Here is a 17176-nt window from a genome sequence, read left to right as displayed (position 1 = left end):
CATGTTACCATCTTTATTTGTTGCACATGGTGCACCGTTATTAGCGATTGAGGATAATGAATATACACAATTCTTGCAGTCTTTAGGGAAGACATTGCCGAAGCCGAAAGCAATTGTACTATTTTCGGCACATTGGGAAGCGCCTGTTCAAATGGTGAGTGAGGTAGCAGAGTATTCCACGATTTATGATTTCGGTGGCTTTCCAGAAGCATTATATCGTATTATGTATCCTGCGAAAGGTCATCTTGACACGGCAAAAGAAATGGAGCAGATGTTTACGGATGCAGGCGTTTCGTTTCAAGTGGACACGAAGCGCGGCTTAGATCATGGAGCATGGGTTGTACTGAAAATGATGTACCCGGATATAGATGTTCCAGTTGTGTCAATGTCGGTAAACCCTAACCTTACACCAGAAGAACAGTATAAGATTGGGAAGTCAATCGAATCACTGAGGGAAAAAGATGTGTTAGTAATCGCAAGTGGTGGTACGGTCCATAATTTACGAGCTGTAAAAATGATGGCGGACAATGGAAGTACGGATCAATGGGCACTTGATTTTGATAATTGGTTAGCAGAGCATTTTGAAAAATGGGATACAAACTCCTTATTTCAATACGAAAAGTTAGCTCCAGCTGCGGAACTTGCGGTACCTCCTTACGGGAACGAGCACTTTATTCCAATTTTCTATGCGATGGGGGCAGCTGATACTAGCAAGAAAGCAAGCTTACTTCACCGTAGTTATCGTTATGGAAACTTAAGTCACAGTGTTTGGCAGTTCGGGGAACTCTAATAGTTTATACTTACATTACTTCTTTGTGGAGTAATGTTTTTTTTGTTCTCCATTTTCTGAAAAGTTTGTCATATTCCATTGTAGGAACAATTTACCGGTGATATAATTTTCTTAGGGAAAAATGACTATGTTTTCGGAAAGTGGGAGACAACATGAGAATGGTAGCTATTGAAAGTGTAGAAGAAGGATTAATCTTAGCAAGACCTATTTATGATGAAAATGCTAGAATTCTTCTTAATGTAGGTACTTCATTAACGACTTCCCACATAAACAGACTAAAAAAGCGCATTACTTTCATTTATGTAAAGTCTGACGTTACAGATGATATAGAGATGATGGATGATAATATTCCTTTTGAGTTAAGGTTAAAGACCACATCTACACTCTCATCTATTTTTTCGTCAATGACAAACAAAAGCTCACAAAAAAACAATTTATCATCGCGGATCAACGGGATAAATGAACTGAAAAGTGTGTTAGATCAATTATTAATAGAATTGCATCATTCAAGTAATCTTATTAATCTTCTATCACATCTTCAAATCAAAAATGATAATACCATGTTTGAACATTCACTCAACACGAGTTTATATTCTATTTCCATAGGAAAGGCACTTGGAATTGATGAAAAATCTCTCCATATACTAGGGATTGGCGCTTTATTTCATGACATTGGAAAATTACAGCTTCCAAAAGAATTACTTGAAAAAGAGGAAAAATCAGAGGAAGAGAAAGATTTAGTAAAAAAACATACTGAATTTGGATTCGATATGCTTAGAAGAGAATCGGAGTTACATCTTTTGGTTGCACACTGTGCATACCAACATCATGAAAATATCGATGGTAGTGGCTATCCACGAGGGTTAAAAGGAGATGACATTCACCTATTTGCCAGGATTATTGGTGTAGCCGAGAAATTCGATTTTCTAATAAACAGGAAAGCACTTCTTCCTCATGAAGCAATGGAAATTCTATATGGATATTGCTACACAAGATATGATATTTCTGTTATAGAAGCATTTAAGAAAGCGGTTACTATCTTCCCGGTAGGAATAACCGTTACATTAAATACTGGGGAAAAAGGTGTTATTGTAGGTAATGACCCGAAATATCCCCAGAGACCTAAGGTAAGAGTCTATCAGGATAAAGAAGGTAGAAGATTATCAATAAAGGAGTTCTTTGATATCGATTTAATGAATGAGCTTTCAACTATGATCATCAAGTGCGATGCAATCATTGAAAGAAAAGTTTCGGTATAAAATAAAACCCAAGTAAATTTTTACTTGGGCTAAGTGTTAATATTGTTACTCCGTTAATCATCATCTTCTTCATCATCATCTTTTTCGTCCTCATCATCATCGTCTTTTTTCTTGCCCTTTCCTTTTCCATTATTTTCTCCTTCTTTATCTCGTCCTTTACCTTTCCCCTTATCTTTCTCTTTCCTATGTTTCTGTTTCTCTTCTTGTTCCTTTTTCTTTTCGTACTCTTTCGCATATTTTGCTACAGCGGTAAAGTTAAAATTTTCATTTTCAATCTCAGCTTTTGAGCCTTCGAGAATCTTTTGAAAAAGGACCGTGGCAGTTTGGCTGCTGGAAGAAGTTAAGTAGTTGTTTTTGTTCGTATCGTCATAGCCTAGCCATACTGCACCGACAATTGTAGGGGTGTATCCGATAAACCAGTGATCTTTTGAACCACCGTTGGTCCCTTCAAAAGGAACTTCGGTAGTGCCAGTTTTTCCGGCTACGTCAAATCCTGCAACTTGTGCTTTTCGTCCGGTTCCTTTATCTACAACACCTTTTAGCATGTAATTCATCTTTTGTGCAACACGTTCATCGGTCACTTTCGTAGCTGTTTCCTTCCAACTTGCGATGAGCTGTCCTTCTACGTTTTCGATTTTTGTGATTGCATGTGCTTCAATCATTTCCCCTTCGTTTGGAAATGTGGAGAATGCTTGTGCCATAGCAAGGGGAGATGTTCCTTCGTTCATTCCTCCAAGTGCAATTCCTGGCCCGCGATCTTTCTCCACAAGCGGAATACCAAATCGTTCCACTGATATCATAGCTTGATCTAATCCTACTTGATACATTAACCAGACAGCGGGAATGTTGTAAGAGTTTACAACTGCGTCATACATGGAAACTTCACCACGATACTGCCCATCGTAATTTTTAGGTTCGTGGGTGCCAATACGAATGGGGCGATCAAGTAATGAATCATATAGTTCATAGCCTTTTTCCAGTGCGGGTGTATACACAGCAAGTGGCTTCATTGTAGACCCTGGCTGACGGACTAAATCAGTAGCTCGGTTGAAGCCTCCGTATGAAAATTCACCGCGTCCTCCGACTAAGGCGACAATGCCTCCTGTTTTCGGATTTATAAATACAGACCCACTTTGAACGATCTGATCAGAAGTGCTTTGTGGGAAATTATTTTCTTCTCTGTACACTTGCTCTGCAACTTTTTGGATGCTTGCATTCATTTCTGTGTAGATACGCAAGCCTCCGGATAGAATCTCTGTTTCTGATATGTTATATTTCTCAACTGCTTCCTCAATAATTTTGTCAACATAATAAGGATAACGTCCTTTGTAATCTTCTACCTCTTTTTCAGATAAAGCGATTGGTTCACGTTTTGCTTTTTCCATTTCTGCTTGAGAAATATAGCCTTCTTCCTTCATTAACCCAAGTACAATATCTCTACGTTTTTGCGATAATTCCATGTTTTTATACGGTGAATAATGGGTGGGTGCCTTTAGTAGACCCGCGAGTGTTGCCGCTTCATTGATGTTTAAATCAGAAGGTGCTTTACCAAAGTAAACTTGCGAAGCACGGCCAATTCCCCACGAACCTTCGCCAAAGTAAATTTGATTTAAATATCTTTCTAAAATTTCGTCTTTTGAGTAGGTGCGTTCAATTTTTTTCGTGATGAACACTTCTTTGAATTTTCGAGTGTACGTTTGCTCGTGAGTTAAAAATGCATTTTTCGATAGCTGTTGTGTAATGGTGCTTCCACCTCCTACGATTTCACCACTTGTCACGTTGTTAAAAAGTGCACGAGCGATTCCGACATAGTTAAGTCCGTTATGCTTGTAAAAGCGTTGATCCTCTGTTGCAATAACGGCATGAATTAAATGTGGAGATATTTGCTCTAGCTTTACTCCTTCAATTTTTGAATTGGAAATGGAGCTGGCAATTTCTCCATCTTTATCAAATATCAGTGTAGGTATTGGTTCGGGATTCTCTAATTTACTAACATCCGAGAACTGAATCAGAAGATTTAGTACAAGAATCCCAATTAAACCTAGTGCTACTACAGCGAATAACACTTGATTTTTGAGTTTTAATTGAGTGAATTTTGAATTCGTTAAACGTTTTTTTCGCTCTATTCTAGACATTACAATTCATCCTTTTATCAATATACGTTTCAATGATTGTTACTCCATATAGTTCGCTGGAATTTCATGTTTGTGGGGATAAACAAAGTAGTAGAAAACAACAGGATGGGGGAAGATAAGTAAAAAAAGTTTGGATGATGTAGATGGCACTTACCATTTATGTAATATTATGCTGGTTGTTGGTTGCTTTACTTATATTTGAAAAAAATTTACTTGGAAAGAAAGGTCAAGTACTTCTTTTAATGTTTGGAGTATTTATAAATACTCATGCTTATTTAATTATTTCTGATCCTATAAAATTGATTCATGTTTCCACGGAACCAACTAAGTATATAGGCTTTGTTCTTTATCGAAGCTTCGTTCTTCCGTTGTTATTAACAATTATTGTTAATAGGTTTATATATTATCGGTCGGTTGGAAAAATCCTCAGCTTGTTGGTAATCTCAATCGGATTATTTTGGGTAATTGAAGTGGTGAATATAAAGCTTCAGTTATTTCAGTATAAAAACTGGTCTGTTTTTGCCTCTATCTTCTATTTAACCAGTCTTTTGCTTGTGGAGTTAACAATAATGCAACTGGTAAGAAAGCGAGGGTGGACATAGATGGGTTCTATTCAATTCGTTGAGAAAAGCTTTAATGGAAATGACTTTTACATTCTAACTGTTATTATCTTGTCCTACACCATGATTTATTTTCTCCCAAGACTGTTTAAGAATCGATTTATAACTTTTCTTCTTCTCTTTTATGGAATTACAGTAGCGAGCTTATTTGATAATACGATAGGGGCTACTCCTTTTGATTATTACGATATTTTAGATGGTCCCAAATACACAGTAATGGATATTGTCGCATATTTAATATATGGCCCCTATGGGTATCTGTTTATTTATTTTCACGAGAAATTTCATGTGCGAGGAAAAAGAAATATTGTCTATATTATAGTTTGGACTTGTATCGGAGTTCTAATAGAATTACTAAATGTTAAATTTGGTGTATTTACCTATAAGAATGGATATCGTTGGCTTTATTCAATTCCAATCTATCTTTATATTCAATCAGTACTTCTATTTATGTATAAATATATAAAACATTAAAGAATGAAGGGAAAGAACCGATATAAATACAATAGGATAATTTTTTATCCACCGATAATGGCAAAGCTATCGAAAGGTAGTGACGCAAAGCTACGGGTCTAATGCATGCAAATGCGATGATCGCCGGGCCGCCGAAGGGATGGACAATGATAAGCCACCTTAAAAGGTGGTTTTATTGTTTTCACTAGAAGAATAAGCAAGTTTCTATTCCACCCTTAATGTAATTCACAACACGAGAGAGGTAGATAAGGATGGAAAAGTTAATGATGGAGATTCAGCAATGGGAAAAAGAAAAGTGTTTATTGCACATAAAAGTAGTGTTGAAAAAGAAAGGAAGACACATACTAGTAGGTAGAATCGTTAATTTTAACCAAAATGATATGAGTCTTTTAGTTTATTTAGATGATGCGAAAATAGTCGAGCATTATAACTTTAGTGAAATTGATGATATAGTACCTGCAAGATAACTCGAACACTAGGAGTTTTCAGTATTGGGGGGTGAACTGGTGGTATATTGGATTGTCATTGGACTTCTTGCCATTATTATTACTTATATAATTTTACATGTTAGAACGGAGAGAAAACTGAACTTCGACCTAAAAACAGGGGAATTTTACGAATCGTTATTCAAGAACAATCCAGATACGATCATTACATTTGACTTAGAAGGTAAAATGTTAAGTGCAAACGATGTAGTTGGTAATTACGGATATACAGTAGAAGAGTTATTAAATAAGTCGTTTTTACCGTTCATCGTAGAAGAAAAATTGGAAATTACGCTTGAAAGCTTTAAGAAAGCGACAGAAGGTATACCTACTACATACGATACCGCGGTCTATAATAAAAAGGGCCAGCCAATCGAGATGAACATCACCAATCTACCGATCATCGTTAATAATAAGGTAGAAGGGGTATTTTCAATTCTTAAGGATGTTACGTCATATAAAGAAACTCAAAATGCTTTAGTAGAAGCAGAGTCACAATATCGTAATTTGACAGAGGATTCGATTGTCAGTATATATATGATTCAAGATAGTAAGTACGTGTTTGTGAATCAAAAGCTTGTAGAATTATCGGGATACGAAAAGGAAGAGCTAATTGGCATGGATGCCATTGAACTCATTCACCCTGATGACCGCTCCTATGTGTTGAAAAAAATGAAGAAGCGGTTATACAAAGATGGTGCAAATTTCCGAGATGAATATCGCGCCATGAAAAAAGACCGTTCTACTGTATATATTGAAGTTCATGGAGCTCGAGCATTATATAAGGGAAAACCTGCAATCATTGGTACTGTCATTGATATTACCGAGCGCAAAAAAAATGAAGAAACCATTAAATTTATGGCGTACCATGACTCCTTAACAGGACTATACAATCGTAATTATATTTACGATCAGTTGAAGGCTGAGATCGAACAAAATGGTGACGAACCGTTAGCCGTGTTCTTTTTTGATCTTGATCGATTTAAACACGTCAATGATTCGCTTGGGCATTCAACAGGAGATATATTATTAAAAGCTGTTGCACTAAGGTTGAAGAATCGGTTGTTTCAGGATAGGAATTTAGCTAGAAATGGTGGAGATGAGTTTACAGTTTTTCAAAAAGTAAAGGATCGAAAGGAAGCGGAGGAAGTAGCGAAACGAATTCTCCAATGCTTCGAAACACCTTTTTCACTTGAACATTATGAGCTTTATGTTACGCCAAGTATCGGAATTAGTCTTTACCCTGAGGATGGAAAAGACGTGGATACGTTAATTAAAAAGGCAGATTCAGCAATGTATCAAGCGAAACAAAATGGAAAGAACATGTTTCATTTCTACTGTTCAAACAATGAAGATACAACGTTTGAAAAATTAAAATATGAGACAAGTTTACGGAAAGCAATTGAAGCAAAAGAATTTATCCTTTATTATCAGCCGAAGCTTGATTTAACAACTGGGAAGATTTCAGGAGTAGAAGCGTTAGTACGTTGGAATCATCCTACGAAAGGGTTTATTCCACCTCTTGACTTTATTCCTCTTGCAGAAGAAACAGGACTCATCATTCCACTGGGTGAATGGATATTACGGGAAGCATGTGAGCAAAATGTTAAATGGCAAAAACAAGGTCTTCCTCCGTTCGTCATGTCGGTAAATTTATCTGTAAGACAGCTATACCAACCGAATCTTATCGAGACGATTCGTCAAGTGCTAGAGGAAACAGGACTATCACCAGAGTGTCTAGAAGTTGAAATTACGGAAAGTATGTTATTAGATAAAGTGCATGGAATTAAAGTACTAAAGGAGCTAGAAAGTTTAGGAATTCAAATCAGTTTAGACGATTTTGGTACAGGCTATAGCTCCTTACACTATTTAAAGGAAGTTCCAATTCATAAACTAAAGGTAGATCAATCGTTCGTAAGGAACAGTACGAGTGATTCAAATGATAGAGCCATTGTTAAAACGATTATTGGAATGGCACATCAGCTCAAACTGACGGTTATCGCAGAAGGTGTGGAAACGAGAGAGCACTTAATTTTCCTGCAACGCAACTTATGTGATGTAGCACAAGGTTATTTATTTAGTCGACCGATTCCTCCAGATGAATTCGTTCAACAATTTGAAAATCTTGAAAAAATGGTACAACAAAATGGTGTACCACAAGATTCCTATCACAATGAACGAATGGAAGAAACCTTGCATTTAGCTCGTCAGGAATTAGTGGATATGATTAGCCAGCAGCAAGGGATGATTTTTAAATTTGAGAAGAAAGGCAATACATTCATCCATACATTATGTAATGGGGAATTATTGTATAGTATTGGGTTAATTCCCGAGGATGTAGTGGGAAAGGAACTTAAAGAGTTTTATCCACTGCATGAAGTTGAGCAGAAGACAACTTATTATGAAAGAGCCTGGAAAGGTGAAAAAGTGACGTATGAAGGTAGAGTAGGAGATCTTGTCTATTTAGCTTCATTACGTCCTGTCAAAAAAGGTGGAAGAATTGTTGAGGTAATCGCATCGTGTATCGATATTTCGGAACGAAAGAAAATCGAAAAGGCACTAAAGGAAAGTGAGACAAAATACCGATTAATTACCGAAAATATGTTAGACCTCATTGGGATTGTTGATCAAAATGGAGTATTGACATACGCTTCACCTTCACATGAAACAATACTTGGCCACTCGCCTTCATATTTTGAAGGGAAAAATATACTAGAGCTTTGTCATCCAGATGATGTACAACTAGTGGATGAACACTTTCAAACGATGATAAAAGATAAGACATCAAGTAAAATCAATTTCCGTTTGAAACATGTTAATGGAGAATGGCTTCATCTAGAAATGACAGTTAATCCGGTGAAAGATACGAACGGTGAAGTTAAACATTACATTGTAGTCGGACGCGATATAACTGAACTAAAGAGGTTAGAAAGTTTGATTGAAAAGTATGATGATTGATTTATGTAACAAATTAGGAGAATTTCTAACTGATTCCAATTCGAGGTGCAAAACGTAAATCACAATAAGATTTTCAGCGTGAATTCATATACGAATTCACGTTTTTTATTTTTGTTGTTAAAACCTATGTGTTAGAGCTTTAAGTTAAATAACTAAGTGGAATGGAGTGGAGGACACTTGACTCCTGCGGGAAGTAGAGGAAAGGCTGAGACCCCGCAGGCGAAGACGAGGCGGCTCAGCTTCCTCCCCGCGGAAAGCAAGTGTCTGGAGCGAAATGGAACGAACTGATTTTTTACGTATCACTACAAAAAATTAGAAACATACTTCTTTTAGATTGTTTGTACCTACCCGTTAGAAAATTACTTAAACTCTCTTTCTACGTGCATATAGACTCTTGTTTATTGGCACCTTTTCGCAATATGACCTTCAATTCATTCTCATTCAACTAACATCATAACAAAATTTAAAGGAATAGAAAAACTTGACGAGAGTAGTTTTCTTCACATGTAATAGAGATAAGAGAAATAGTCAGGAGGAGAGGAATTGGAAAAGTATATTTTGTCATTAGACCAAGGAACGACGAGTTCACGTGCAATTTTGTTTAATCAGGGCAGAGAAATTGTTCATACAGCACAAAAAGAATTTACTCAACATTTTCCGAAACCAGGCTGGGTTGAACATAATGCGAATGAAATATGGGGTTCAATTGTTTCTGTTATTTCCTCTTGTTTAGCAGAAGCAAATGTCCGTCCAGAACAAATTGCGGGGATAGGCATCACAAATCAACGTGAAACGACGGTTGTGTGGGACAAAGCAACGGGGCAACCTATCTACCATGCAATTGTTTGGCAATCCAGACAATCAGTTTCGGTTTGTGAGGAATTAAAGGAAAGCGGATACAACTCCTTATTCCGTGAGAAAACAGGTTTACTCATTGATGCCTATTTTTCTGGAACAAAGGTGAAGTGGATTTTAGACAATGTTGAAGGAGCACGTGATAAGGCAGAAAGAGGCGAGTTGTTGTTCGGAACGATTGATACATGGCTCATCTGGAAGTTAACAGGTGGACGTGTTCATGTGACGGATTATTCGAATGCATCTCGTACGCTTATGTACAACATCTACGAGTTAAAGTGGGATGACGAGTTACTAGAGATATTAAACATACCGAAGTCTTTATTACCAGAAGTTCGTCCTTCATCAGAAGTATATGGTCATACAGACACAGCTGTTTTCTTCGGACAACAAATTCCAATTGCAGGAGCAGCGGGAGATCAGCAGGCAGCGCTATTTGGCCAAGGCTGCTTTGAACGAGGGATGGCAAAGAACACGTACGGAACAGGTTGTTTCATGTTAATGAATACAGGAGAGCAAGCGATCAAAAACGATCAAGGCCTGTTAACAACAATTGCATGGGGAATTGACGGAAAAGTAGAGTACGCGCTAGAAGGTAGTATTTTTGTAGCAGGTTCTGCGATTCAATGGCTTCGTGATGGACTTCGAATGTTACGTCATGCTAAGGATAGCGAAGAATATGCCACAAGGGTAACATCGTCGGATGGTGTGTATGTTGTTCCGGCATTCGTTGGGCTTGGCACACCATATTGGGAAACGGACGTAAAGGGTGCAGTATTCGGGTTAACTCGAGGTACGTCGAAGGAGCATTTCATTCGTGCGACACTGGAATCATTAGCGTATCAAACAAAGGATGTCCTTCACGAAATGGAAGTTCATTCAGGCATTCCTTTACAGAGACTTCGAGTAGATGGAGGAGCAGTCACAAATAACTTCCTGATGCAATTCCAAAGCGATATTCTAAATGTACCAGTAGAACGTCCGGTTATTAATGAATCCACTGCGTTAGGCGCAGCTTATTTAGCTGGTCTTGCAGTAGGGTATTGGAATAACCAGGATGAAATTGCTAACGGTTGGGCACTGGATAGGTGCTTTAGTCCTGCGATGGATGAGGAAACAAGAGATGCTTTGTATAGTGGGTGGACGAAAGCGATTCGTGCGACGATTACGTTTAAGTAAAAGTAAGCGAATTATTTGGGAAAAGGAGGATATAACATCCTCCTTTTGTCATGTTTTCAAATAACGAAGTTAGGTAATTATGCTCAATTTAGTTGTAATATTTTGAAAGTTATTGCAGGTTAATGGCGAAATTTGTAAACTTATGAAGTAGTCTAATAGTCTTATTACTAATTAATTAAATAGATCAACGATACTAGCAAACCCGGTCGAAAGTCGGGGACGCAAAGCCTCGGGTCTAATGCATAGAAATGCGAAGACGGCTGGGTTGCCGAATTGATGAGAATATTTGGAAGCTCCTTTCTGTCAACAAAGCTATGACTTTTTACCGAGGTCAGTTTTTAATCGTTGAGGGAAAGGAGTTTTTATTTTTGTCTAGGTTTCGTTTTAACAAAGCAATTATTTATCTATTAATCTTTTTATTAATCGGAAGTTCTGTACTACCAGGGTTTGCAAATAAAGTACAGGCAGCAACACCAGAACTGTTTTTGGATCCCCTTTTAGAGGAGTGGTTACCACAGCCAGGAGCAGTACCAAACCAATCTCAAAACTTTTTAGGATTACAAAACCAAGGAGCTGCTCAAGGTGAACCCGAGATTCCTAGCTTAATAGGTAATCAATCTGGACAACTTCCAGTTGAAAATCCGTCTCAGGAATCCCCAGTAGAGCTTCCAAAAGGAGAGCTTCTCCTGCAGAGGAATGATTTTGTTCTTCCTTCTTACGGGTTCCCAATTACAGCTCAGCGTCTATATAAGACCTCTCAAAAGGAAAAGCTCTCACCATTTGGCTATGGATGGAGTTTTCCGTATGAGCATTCGATTCAAATGTTTGCCGATTTCAATATTGCAGAATTCAAATCTGATGGGTCACAAGTCAACTATACTTTCCATAAGAAGGATGAAAGTTTACTTGTTGATGAATATGACGAGGATACAGCGATTTATTATCCACTTGATCAAGGAAGCTATACAACAGAGGGAGAAGCAAAATCATCACTTGCTCGTGTGTCAAAGGATGAGTATCGAATTACGCACCCACATGGGATGACATACATTTTCAAGGGGTATAAAGCTCCATGGCGTGAAAACGCTGATCCTGTAGCAGGAAAGCTGATTGCAGTTGAAAATAAGAAAGGCGATCGAATGACACTTTCTTATGACTCCGCAGGACGTTTAACAGAAATTAAAATCCAGGACGGGCGTACTGTTTCATTTAGTTACAATGGCGATCTTATCTCTTCCATGACAGACTCAATTGGTCGAGTGACAAGCTATTCATATGAAAACAAAGAACTACGAAAAGTAACCTATCCAGATGGAACGACTGAATCCTTTACGTATGATAGTAATCACCGAATCCTTACTATATCTCATTCTACAACTGGAACGAAAACATATGGTTATTCAGGAGAGAAAGTTACAAGTATTCATCATGAAGGTACTCTACTAAATAACTATATTTATGAAGAGAGTAAAGTTACAGAAAAGGATGCATTAGGGAAGGCGACTACTTATTGGTACAATGGTGACTTTAATGTCACGAAGAAGGTAGATGCGTTAAATAATACGTATACGTATGAATATGATGGCGAAAAACGTCTCTCGAAAATTATTAATGCAAAAGAGACGATTTCGATTCAATATGATGCAAACGATAACGTTACACTTGAGCAGTCCTCTCTAGGAGTGACATCCAGGGTTACTTATCATCCAGAACACCAGCTTCCTACAACCATTACGGATGGAGAAGGACGTGTTTGGAAGCATAACTATGATGCAAAGGGGAATCTTCTTTCAAGTGAATATCCGTTAGGAGAAAAAGAAGAATTCACAAATGATTCAAGGGGATTAGCTTTACAAGTAAAAGGTATTGATAACAAAATTACTAAATTTACGTATGATTCCTATGGACAGCTTGATACAGTAACAAATGCTAAAAGTGAAACAACTAACTATGATTACGATAAAGCTGGTCGCCTAAAAATCGTGACACTTCCTGATAACACAACGACATCTTACACGTATGATGCAGGAAATCGAATAAAAACGGTTAAGGATGCTAAGAACCAAACGATTACGTATAACTATGATGGTAAAGGTAGATTAGTATCCACTAGTTTACCAAATGGAGCTGTATATTCATTCGGGTATAATTCAAAAGGACAAGTGACTTCAAAGGAAGAACCGAATGGAGCCGTAACTACTTATTCATATAATGCAAGAGGACAGGTAGATAAGATTCAAGGACCATCTGGGGCTACGATTACGTATACGTACGATGACCTAGGGCGCTTAGCTTCCCAATCGGGTCCAATGGTGGATAATGAATCCTATGAGTATGATGTATTAAATCGTCCTACAAAAACGGTCACACCTTATGGAACGTGGAGGTATCAATACAATGCAGATGGACAGACAGAAAAGGTTTTCTTAAACGGAGAGCTTCATACGTCGTACTCTTATGATGCAAATGGTTTTGCGGATGCAGTAACAAATGCAGATGGAAAAACATTCATCATGACAAATGACAAAATGGGACGTGTTTTATCCGTAAAAGATCCAAAAGGGGCCGTCACTTCCTATCAGTACAATGTATTTGGTAATGTAACGAAAACCATCGATCCTCTTGAACGCGAAACAAAGTTCGAGTACGATGACTTACAGCAAGTAGTGAAAGTGATTGATCCTTTACTGAATGAGACGCAATATTCCTATAATAATGTCGGTCAATTAGTGAAGGTTGTAGATCCTTTATTACAAGAAACGAAGTATGAATATGATGATATTGGTCAGCTTGTAAAAGAAATAGATACAAATGGACATGCTACAACTTATTCCTATAACGGTTTAGGATTCATGACATCTGTGACAAATGCAAGAAATGCGACATATGAATTCAGCTATGATTCATTAGGACAGATGAAAAAAATCATCAATCCATTAAAGCATGAATCCTCGTTCGAGTACGACAAGTTAGGTAGATTAACGAAATATGTCAATGAAGAAGGAAAAGCAACGACGTATGAGTACGATTTAGCTGGAAAATCCGTAACGGTAAAAATGCCGAATGAAGCCACTTATACGTATCTTTATACGGATAAACAGCAGCTTCACAAGGTAATTGATCCAAAAGGAAATGCCACGGAATATGGGTATGATGCATTTGGTCAGGTAACCTCTGTTAAGGATGCAAAAGGCTACACAACAAGCTTTGTGTATGACAAGTTACAACGACTAAAAGAAGAAATAGATCCAAAAGGCCAAAAAGTGCAATATGGCTATGATGCATTGAATCAATTAACTTCCATCATTGATAAAGATGGTGCAACTACTCAATATGAATACAATCTAGCTGGTGAGTTAACAGGTGAAATCAATGCGTTACTAAAGAAAACAGAATATACGTACACTAAAGCAGGGTTACTAGAAACAAGTAAAAACCCTTTAGGTGAAATCACAAACTATCAATATGATAAATTGCAACGTCTAACACAAGTAACAGACCCAATAGGGAATGTGACAAAGGTATCTTATGATAAGGTTGGAAATATTCTCGAAATGGTGGATCAAGAAGGCTATAAAACAAGCATGGCTTATGATGCAGCAGGGAATATGACGAGCTATACGGATCAAAAGAATCAGAAGTGGGAGTATAAGTACGACTTAAACGACCAACTGACAGAAATGCTTGACCCGTTGAAGAATTCAACTAGCTTTACCTATACAAAGCTAGGAAACATTCAATCTGTAAAAGACAAGCGAGGATTTGTCACATCAATGGCCTATGATTCAATGGGTAACGTGACAAAAGTAACGGATCCATTAGGATACAGTATTTCGTATGGTTATGACTTAGTTGGAAATGTAACGAAAATTAACAACCAAGAAAAGCATGTAACTTCTTATGAATACGATGCATTATCTCGTCTAACGAAGGAAATTGATCCGAAGGGTTACACAACAACCTATGCTTATGACGAACTAGGTAACATGATTAGCAAGAAGGATGCAAACAGTCATGTAACAGACTACGGCTATGATGCAGTAGGGAACATGACATCTATTACGGATTCGATTGGAAACAAGACCACTCATTTATTTGACAAGTTAGGTCAGTTAACCAAAACAGTGGATGCCAATGGAAATCCTACTGAATGGCAGTACGATTCAGTGGGACAACTAATTAAAGAAATCAACGCGCTTGGGGAAACTCGTTCATACTACTATGACAAAGTAGGAAATCTGTCAAAAGAAGTAGATCCAAAGGGTCAAACGATTTCTTATACGTACAACAAGCGCCAAGAATTAACGGGTGTGAACTTAGGAAACGAACAACATGCTTATGAATACGACGCATTAGGTAACATGACGAAGGCAGCAAGTGCTGCCACTACTGAAGTCTATACGTATGATGCGCTAAGCCAAGTAACGTCCATCACGAATAAGAAGCTCGGAAAAACGACTCAGTTTACGTATGACGCAGAAGGGAATCGTACACAAATTAAGGATCCAGAAGACCGCATCATTTCTTATTCATACAACGAACGAAATGAAATGACGTCACTAACAGATCCAGATGAATACATTACCTCTTTCTCATATAAGCCTGATGGACAATTAGCAGAAGTAAATCGTTCTAACGGAGTGAAAACGACGTATTCTTACGATGAAAAGGATCAAGTTACTTCTATTAAACACAAGGGTGACGGAGATCGTGTAAATGTATCATTTGATTACACATACGATAATCTAGGAAACAGACTGACTCAAGTGGAAGAAGACGGAGCTAAAACGACCTTTGAATACGATGAGCTATCTCGTCTAACGAAAGCAACGTATCCAAAGGAGAAAATCGAAGGCATTCGAAATGCTTCTTACACACCACCGAACAACAAGAAAGAAAATAAGGCTGAAACAGAATCAAGTGATTCTAATGAAGATTCATTCTTTAATCGTGTGAAAACGTTGGTGACAGGCTCTAAGAAAACATCTACTAATGAAAATGAAGCTGTTTCTGAGACAGAAACTGTAGAAGATGATGAAGTATTAGAGGAAGCAAAGGGAAGTTCGGCAGATAAAGAAACCAAGGCTGAAAAGGAAGACAAGAAATCCGAAGAAAAAGGTGGATTCATTTCGTCAATTGCCAAAACTTTCAATGCTGCAGTTGAAGCAGTTGTAAACTTCTTTAAAGGAGTTTGGAACTCCATAGCGGAATTCTTTGGTGGATCAAAGGCTAATGCCATGGTTGTACAGGAGTATTCAGCACTAGGCAAACCTGAAGATAAACCGACTGGAAAGCCTGATCAATCTGAAAAGCCAGCTGATTCAGAGAAAGAAAAAGGTAAGCCAGACAACAAGGATACAGGCAAACCTTCTGATGGGGAAAAAGGCAAACCAGACAAAGAGACTGGTAAACCAGAAGATAAGCCAAACAATGGTAAGGGCAAAGAAGAACGTTACCATGGTAACGGAAAAGGTCCAAAAACATGGACAGAGTTCTATCAAGAAGGTCCAAAGGAATTCCCAGAGGTACCAGATTACTTCAAGGATCCAATTCATCAAGTAACTTACAGTTATGACAAAGTTGGAAACCGTACCAAACAGGTTGAGGACGGAAAAGAAACAAACTACGTCTACAATGAAAACAATGAACTTGTACAAGAAGGAAACGATCACTTCTACTACGATGCGAACGGAAACCTTGTCCAAAAAGAAACAAAAGAAGGATTCGTCAAATACGACTACACCACAGACAACCGTCTAAAAGGTGTCTACTACCCAGACGGATCGCAAGTGGAATTCAAGTACGATGCATTAGGCCGAAAAGTAAGCCGTGAACAATCTTACTATGATGTAAACCTACCTGGAAAAGGAAAAGGCCCTGAACATGCATTAGAAAATGGGAACGGTGAAAAGAACGGACTGAAGAAAAAGTTCGGAGAAGCATTATACACTGAAACCACCCAATATATGTACGATGGCATGAACGTATTCAAGGAATACGGTGAAAACGGACAACCATTAGCCCAGTACTACATGGGTAATGATCAAGTCATCGCCCGTAAGATGTTTGGCTACCATGGCCGTAAACAAGAAGGCTATGAAGGCAACATCCGTACACGTGGTGGATTACTGTACTACCACCAAGATGCGCAAGGAAACATTATGGATGTATCCGACCGAATTGGTGAACAAATCACGAAATACCGTTATGATGCATTTGGAAACCTATTTACGCATATGGCAGCACCATACAACGCAGTTGGTTTCACTGGAAAGTCCTACGACGCAAAAGCTAGCTTGATAGACTTCAGTGCAAGATGGTATAGTCCGAATGAAGGGCGTTTTATCACTGAGGATACGTTTGGTGGTTGGAGTGATATTCCAGCAAGCTTGAATGGTTATAGCTACGCGCATAACAATCC

At 38.0% G+C, this 17176-nt stretch carries 9 protein-coding genes and 2 riboswitches; of the genes, 8 read left to right on the top strand and 1 reads right to left on the bottom strand.

Features of this window, described 5'->3' with window-relative positions:
- Window position 1: 1 nt before the first annotated feature.
- Both JR050_RS01185 and JR050_RS01180 read left to right on the top strand, forming a co-directional pair.
- Window positions 2-790 carry a dioxygenase family protein gene (locus JR050_RS01185; protein ID WP_204201691.1) on the top strand — a complete coding sequence of 263 codons (789 nt, stop codon included), beginning with the start codon at window positions 2-4 and terminating at the stop codon, window positions 788-790.
- 152 nt (window positions 791-942) lie between these two features.
- The gene (locus JR050_RS01180; RefSeq protein ID WP_204201690.1) at window positions 943-2049 is read left to right on the top strand and encodes an HD-GYP domain-containing protein; all 1107 of its coding nucleotides are present in this window, start codon (window positions 943-945) and stop codon (window positions 2047-2049) included.
- A 53-nt stretch (window positions 2050-2102) separates the two neighbouring features.
- On the opposite strand, the gene JR050_RS01175 is transcribed toward JR050_RS01180, so the two are convergent.
- Entirely contained in the window at window positions 2103-4184 is a 2082-nt protein-coding gene (locus JR050_RS01175; RefSeq protein ID WP_204201689.1) for a transglycosylase domain-containing protein, read from the bottom strand.
- Window positions 4185-4327: 143 nt separating this feature from the next.
- Between JR050_RS01175 and JR050_RS01170 the strand changes: the two genes are divergently transcribed.
- The 6 genes from JR050_RS01170 to JR050_RS01145 all read left to right on the top strand — a co-directional run.
- Window positions 4328-4786, top strand: a complete 459-nt coding sequence (locus JR050_RS01170) for a hypothetical protein (protein ID WP_204201687.1) — start codon at window positions 4328-4330, stop codon at window positions 4784-4786.
- Complete coding sequence (locus tag JR050_RS01165) at window positions 4787-5278, top strand: hypothetical protein (RefSeq protein ID WP_204201686.1); 492 nt, start codon at window positions 4787-4789, stop codon at window positions 5276-5278.
- 49 nt (window positions 5279-5327) lie between these two features.
- Window positions 5328-5414, top strand: a riboswitch (cyclic di-GMP riboswitch).
- Window positions 5415-5529: 115 nt separating this feature from the next.
- On the top strand, window positions 5530-5745 hold the full coding sequence (locus JR050_RS01160) for a hypothetical protein (protein WP_204201684.1): 216 nt from the start codon (window positions 5530-5532) through the stop codon (window positions 5743-5745).
- Between the two features lie 39 nt (window positions 5746-5784).
- Window positions 5785-8721, top strand: coding sequence for a PAS domain S-box protein (locus tag JR050_RS01155; protein WP_204201682.1), 2937 nt, complete (start codon window positions 5785-5787; stop codon window positions 8719-8721).
- 543 nt (window positions 8722-9264) lie between these two features.
- Window positions 9265-10755 carry a glycerol kinase GlpK gene (gene glpK / locus JR050_RS01150; protein ID WP_204201681.1) on the top strand — a complete coding sequence of 497 codons (1491 nt, stop codon included), beginning with the start codon at window positions 9265-9267 and terminating at the stop codon, window positions 10753-10755.
- A 185-nt stretch (window positions 10756-10940) separates the two neighbouring features.
- Window positions 10941-11028: riboswitch (cyclic di-GMP riboswitch) on the top strand.
- 95 nt (window positions 11029-11123) lie between these two features.
- A partial coding sequence (locus JR050_RS01145; protein WP_204201680.1) for an RHS repeat-associated core domain-containing protein occupies window positions 11124-17176 on the top strand: 6053 nt, incomplete at its 3' end.

Source organism: Bacillus suaedaesalsae (assembly GCF_016890225.1).
GTDB classification, from domain to species: domain Bacteria; phylum Bacillota; class Bacilli; order Bacillales; family SA4; genus Bacillus_BS; species Bacillus_BS suaedaesalsae.
The sequence above is the reverse complement of the archived record's forward strand: the minus strand, read 5'-3'. Positions and strand labels throughout refer to the sequence as shown.

Coding starts and splice junctions, on each gene's coding strand:
- JR050_RS01185 (WP_204201691.1), top strand. CDS start 2: ATGTTACCATCTTTATTTGTTGCACATGGTGCACCGTTATTAGCGATT.
- JR050_RS01180 (WP_204201690.1), top strand. CDS start 943: ATGAGAATGGTAGCTATTGAAAGTGTAGAAGAAGGATTAATCTTAGCA.
- JR050_RS01175 (WP_204201689.1), bottom strand. CDS start 4,184: ATGTCTAGAATAGAGCGAAAAAAACGTTTAACGAATTCAAAATTCACT.
- JR050_RS01170 (WP_204201687.1), top strand. CDS start 4,328: ATGGCACTTACCATTTATGTAATATTATGCTGGTTGTTGGTTGCTTTA.
- JR050_RS01165 (WP_204201686.1), top strand. CDS start 4,787: ATGGGTTCTATTCAATTCGTTGAGAAAAGCTTTAATGGAAATGACTTT.
- JR050_RS01160 (WP_204201684.1), top strand. CDS start 5,530: ATGGAAAAGTTAATGATGGAGATTCAGCAATGGGAAAAAGAAAAGTGT.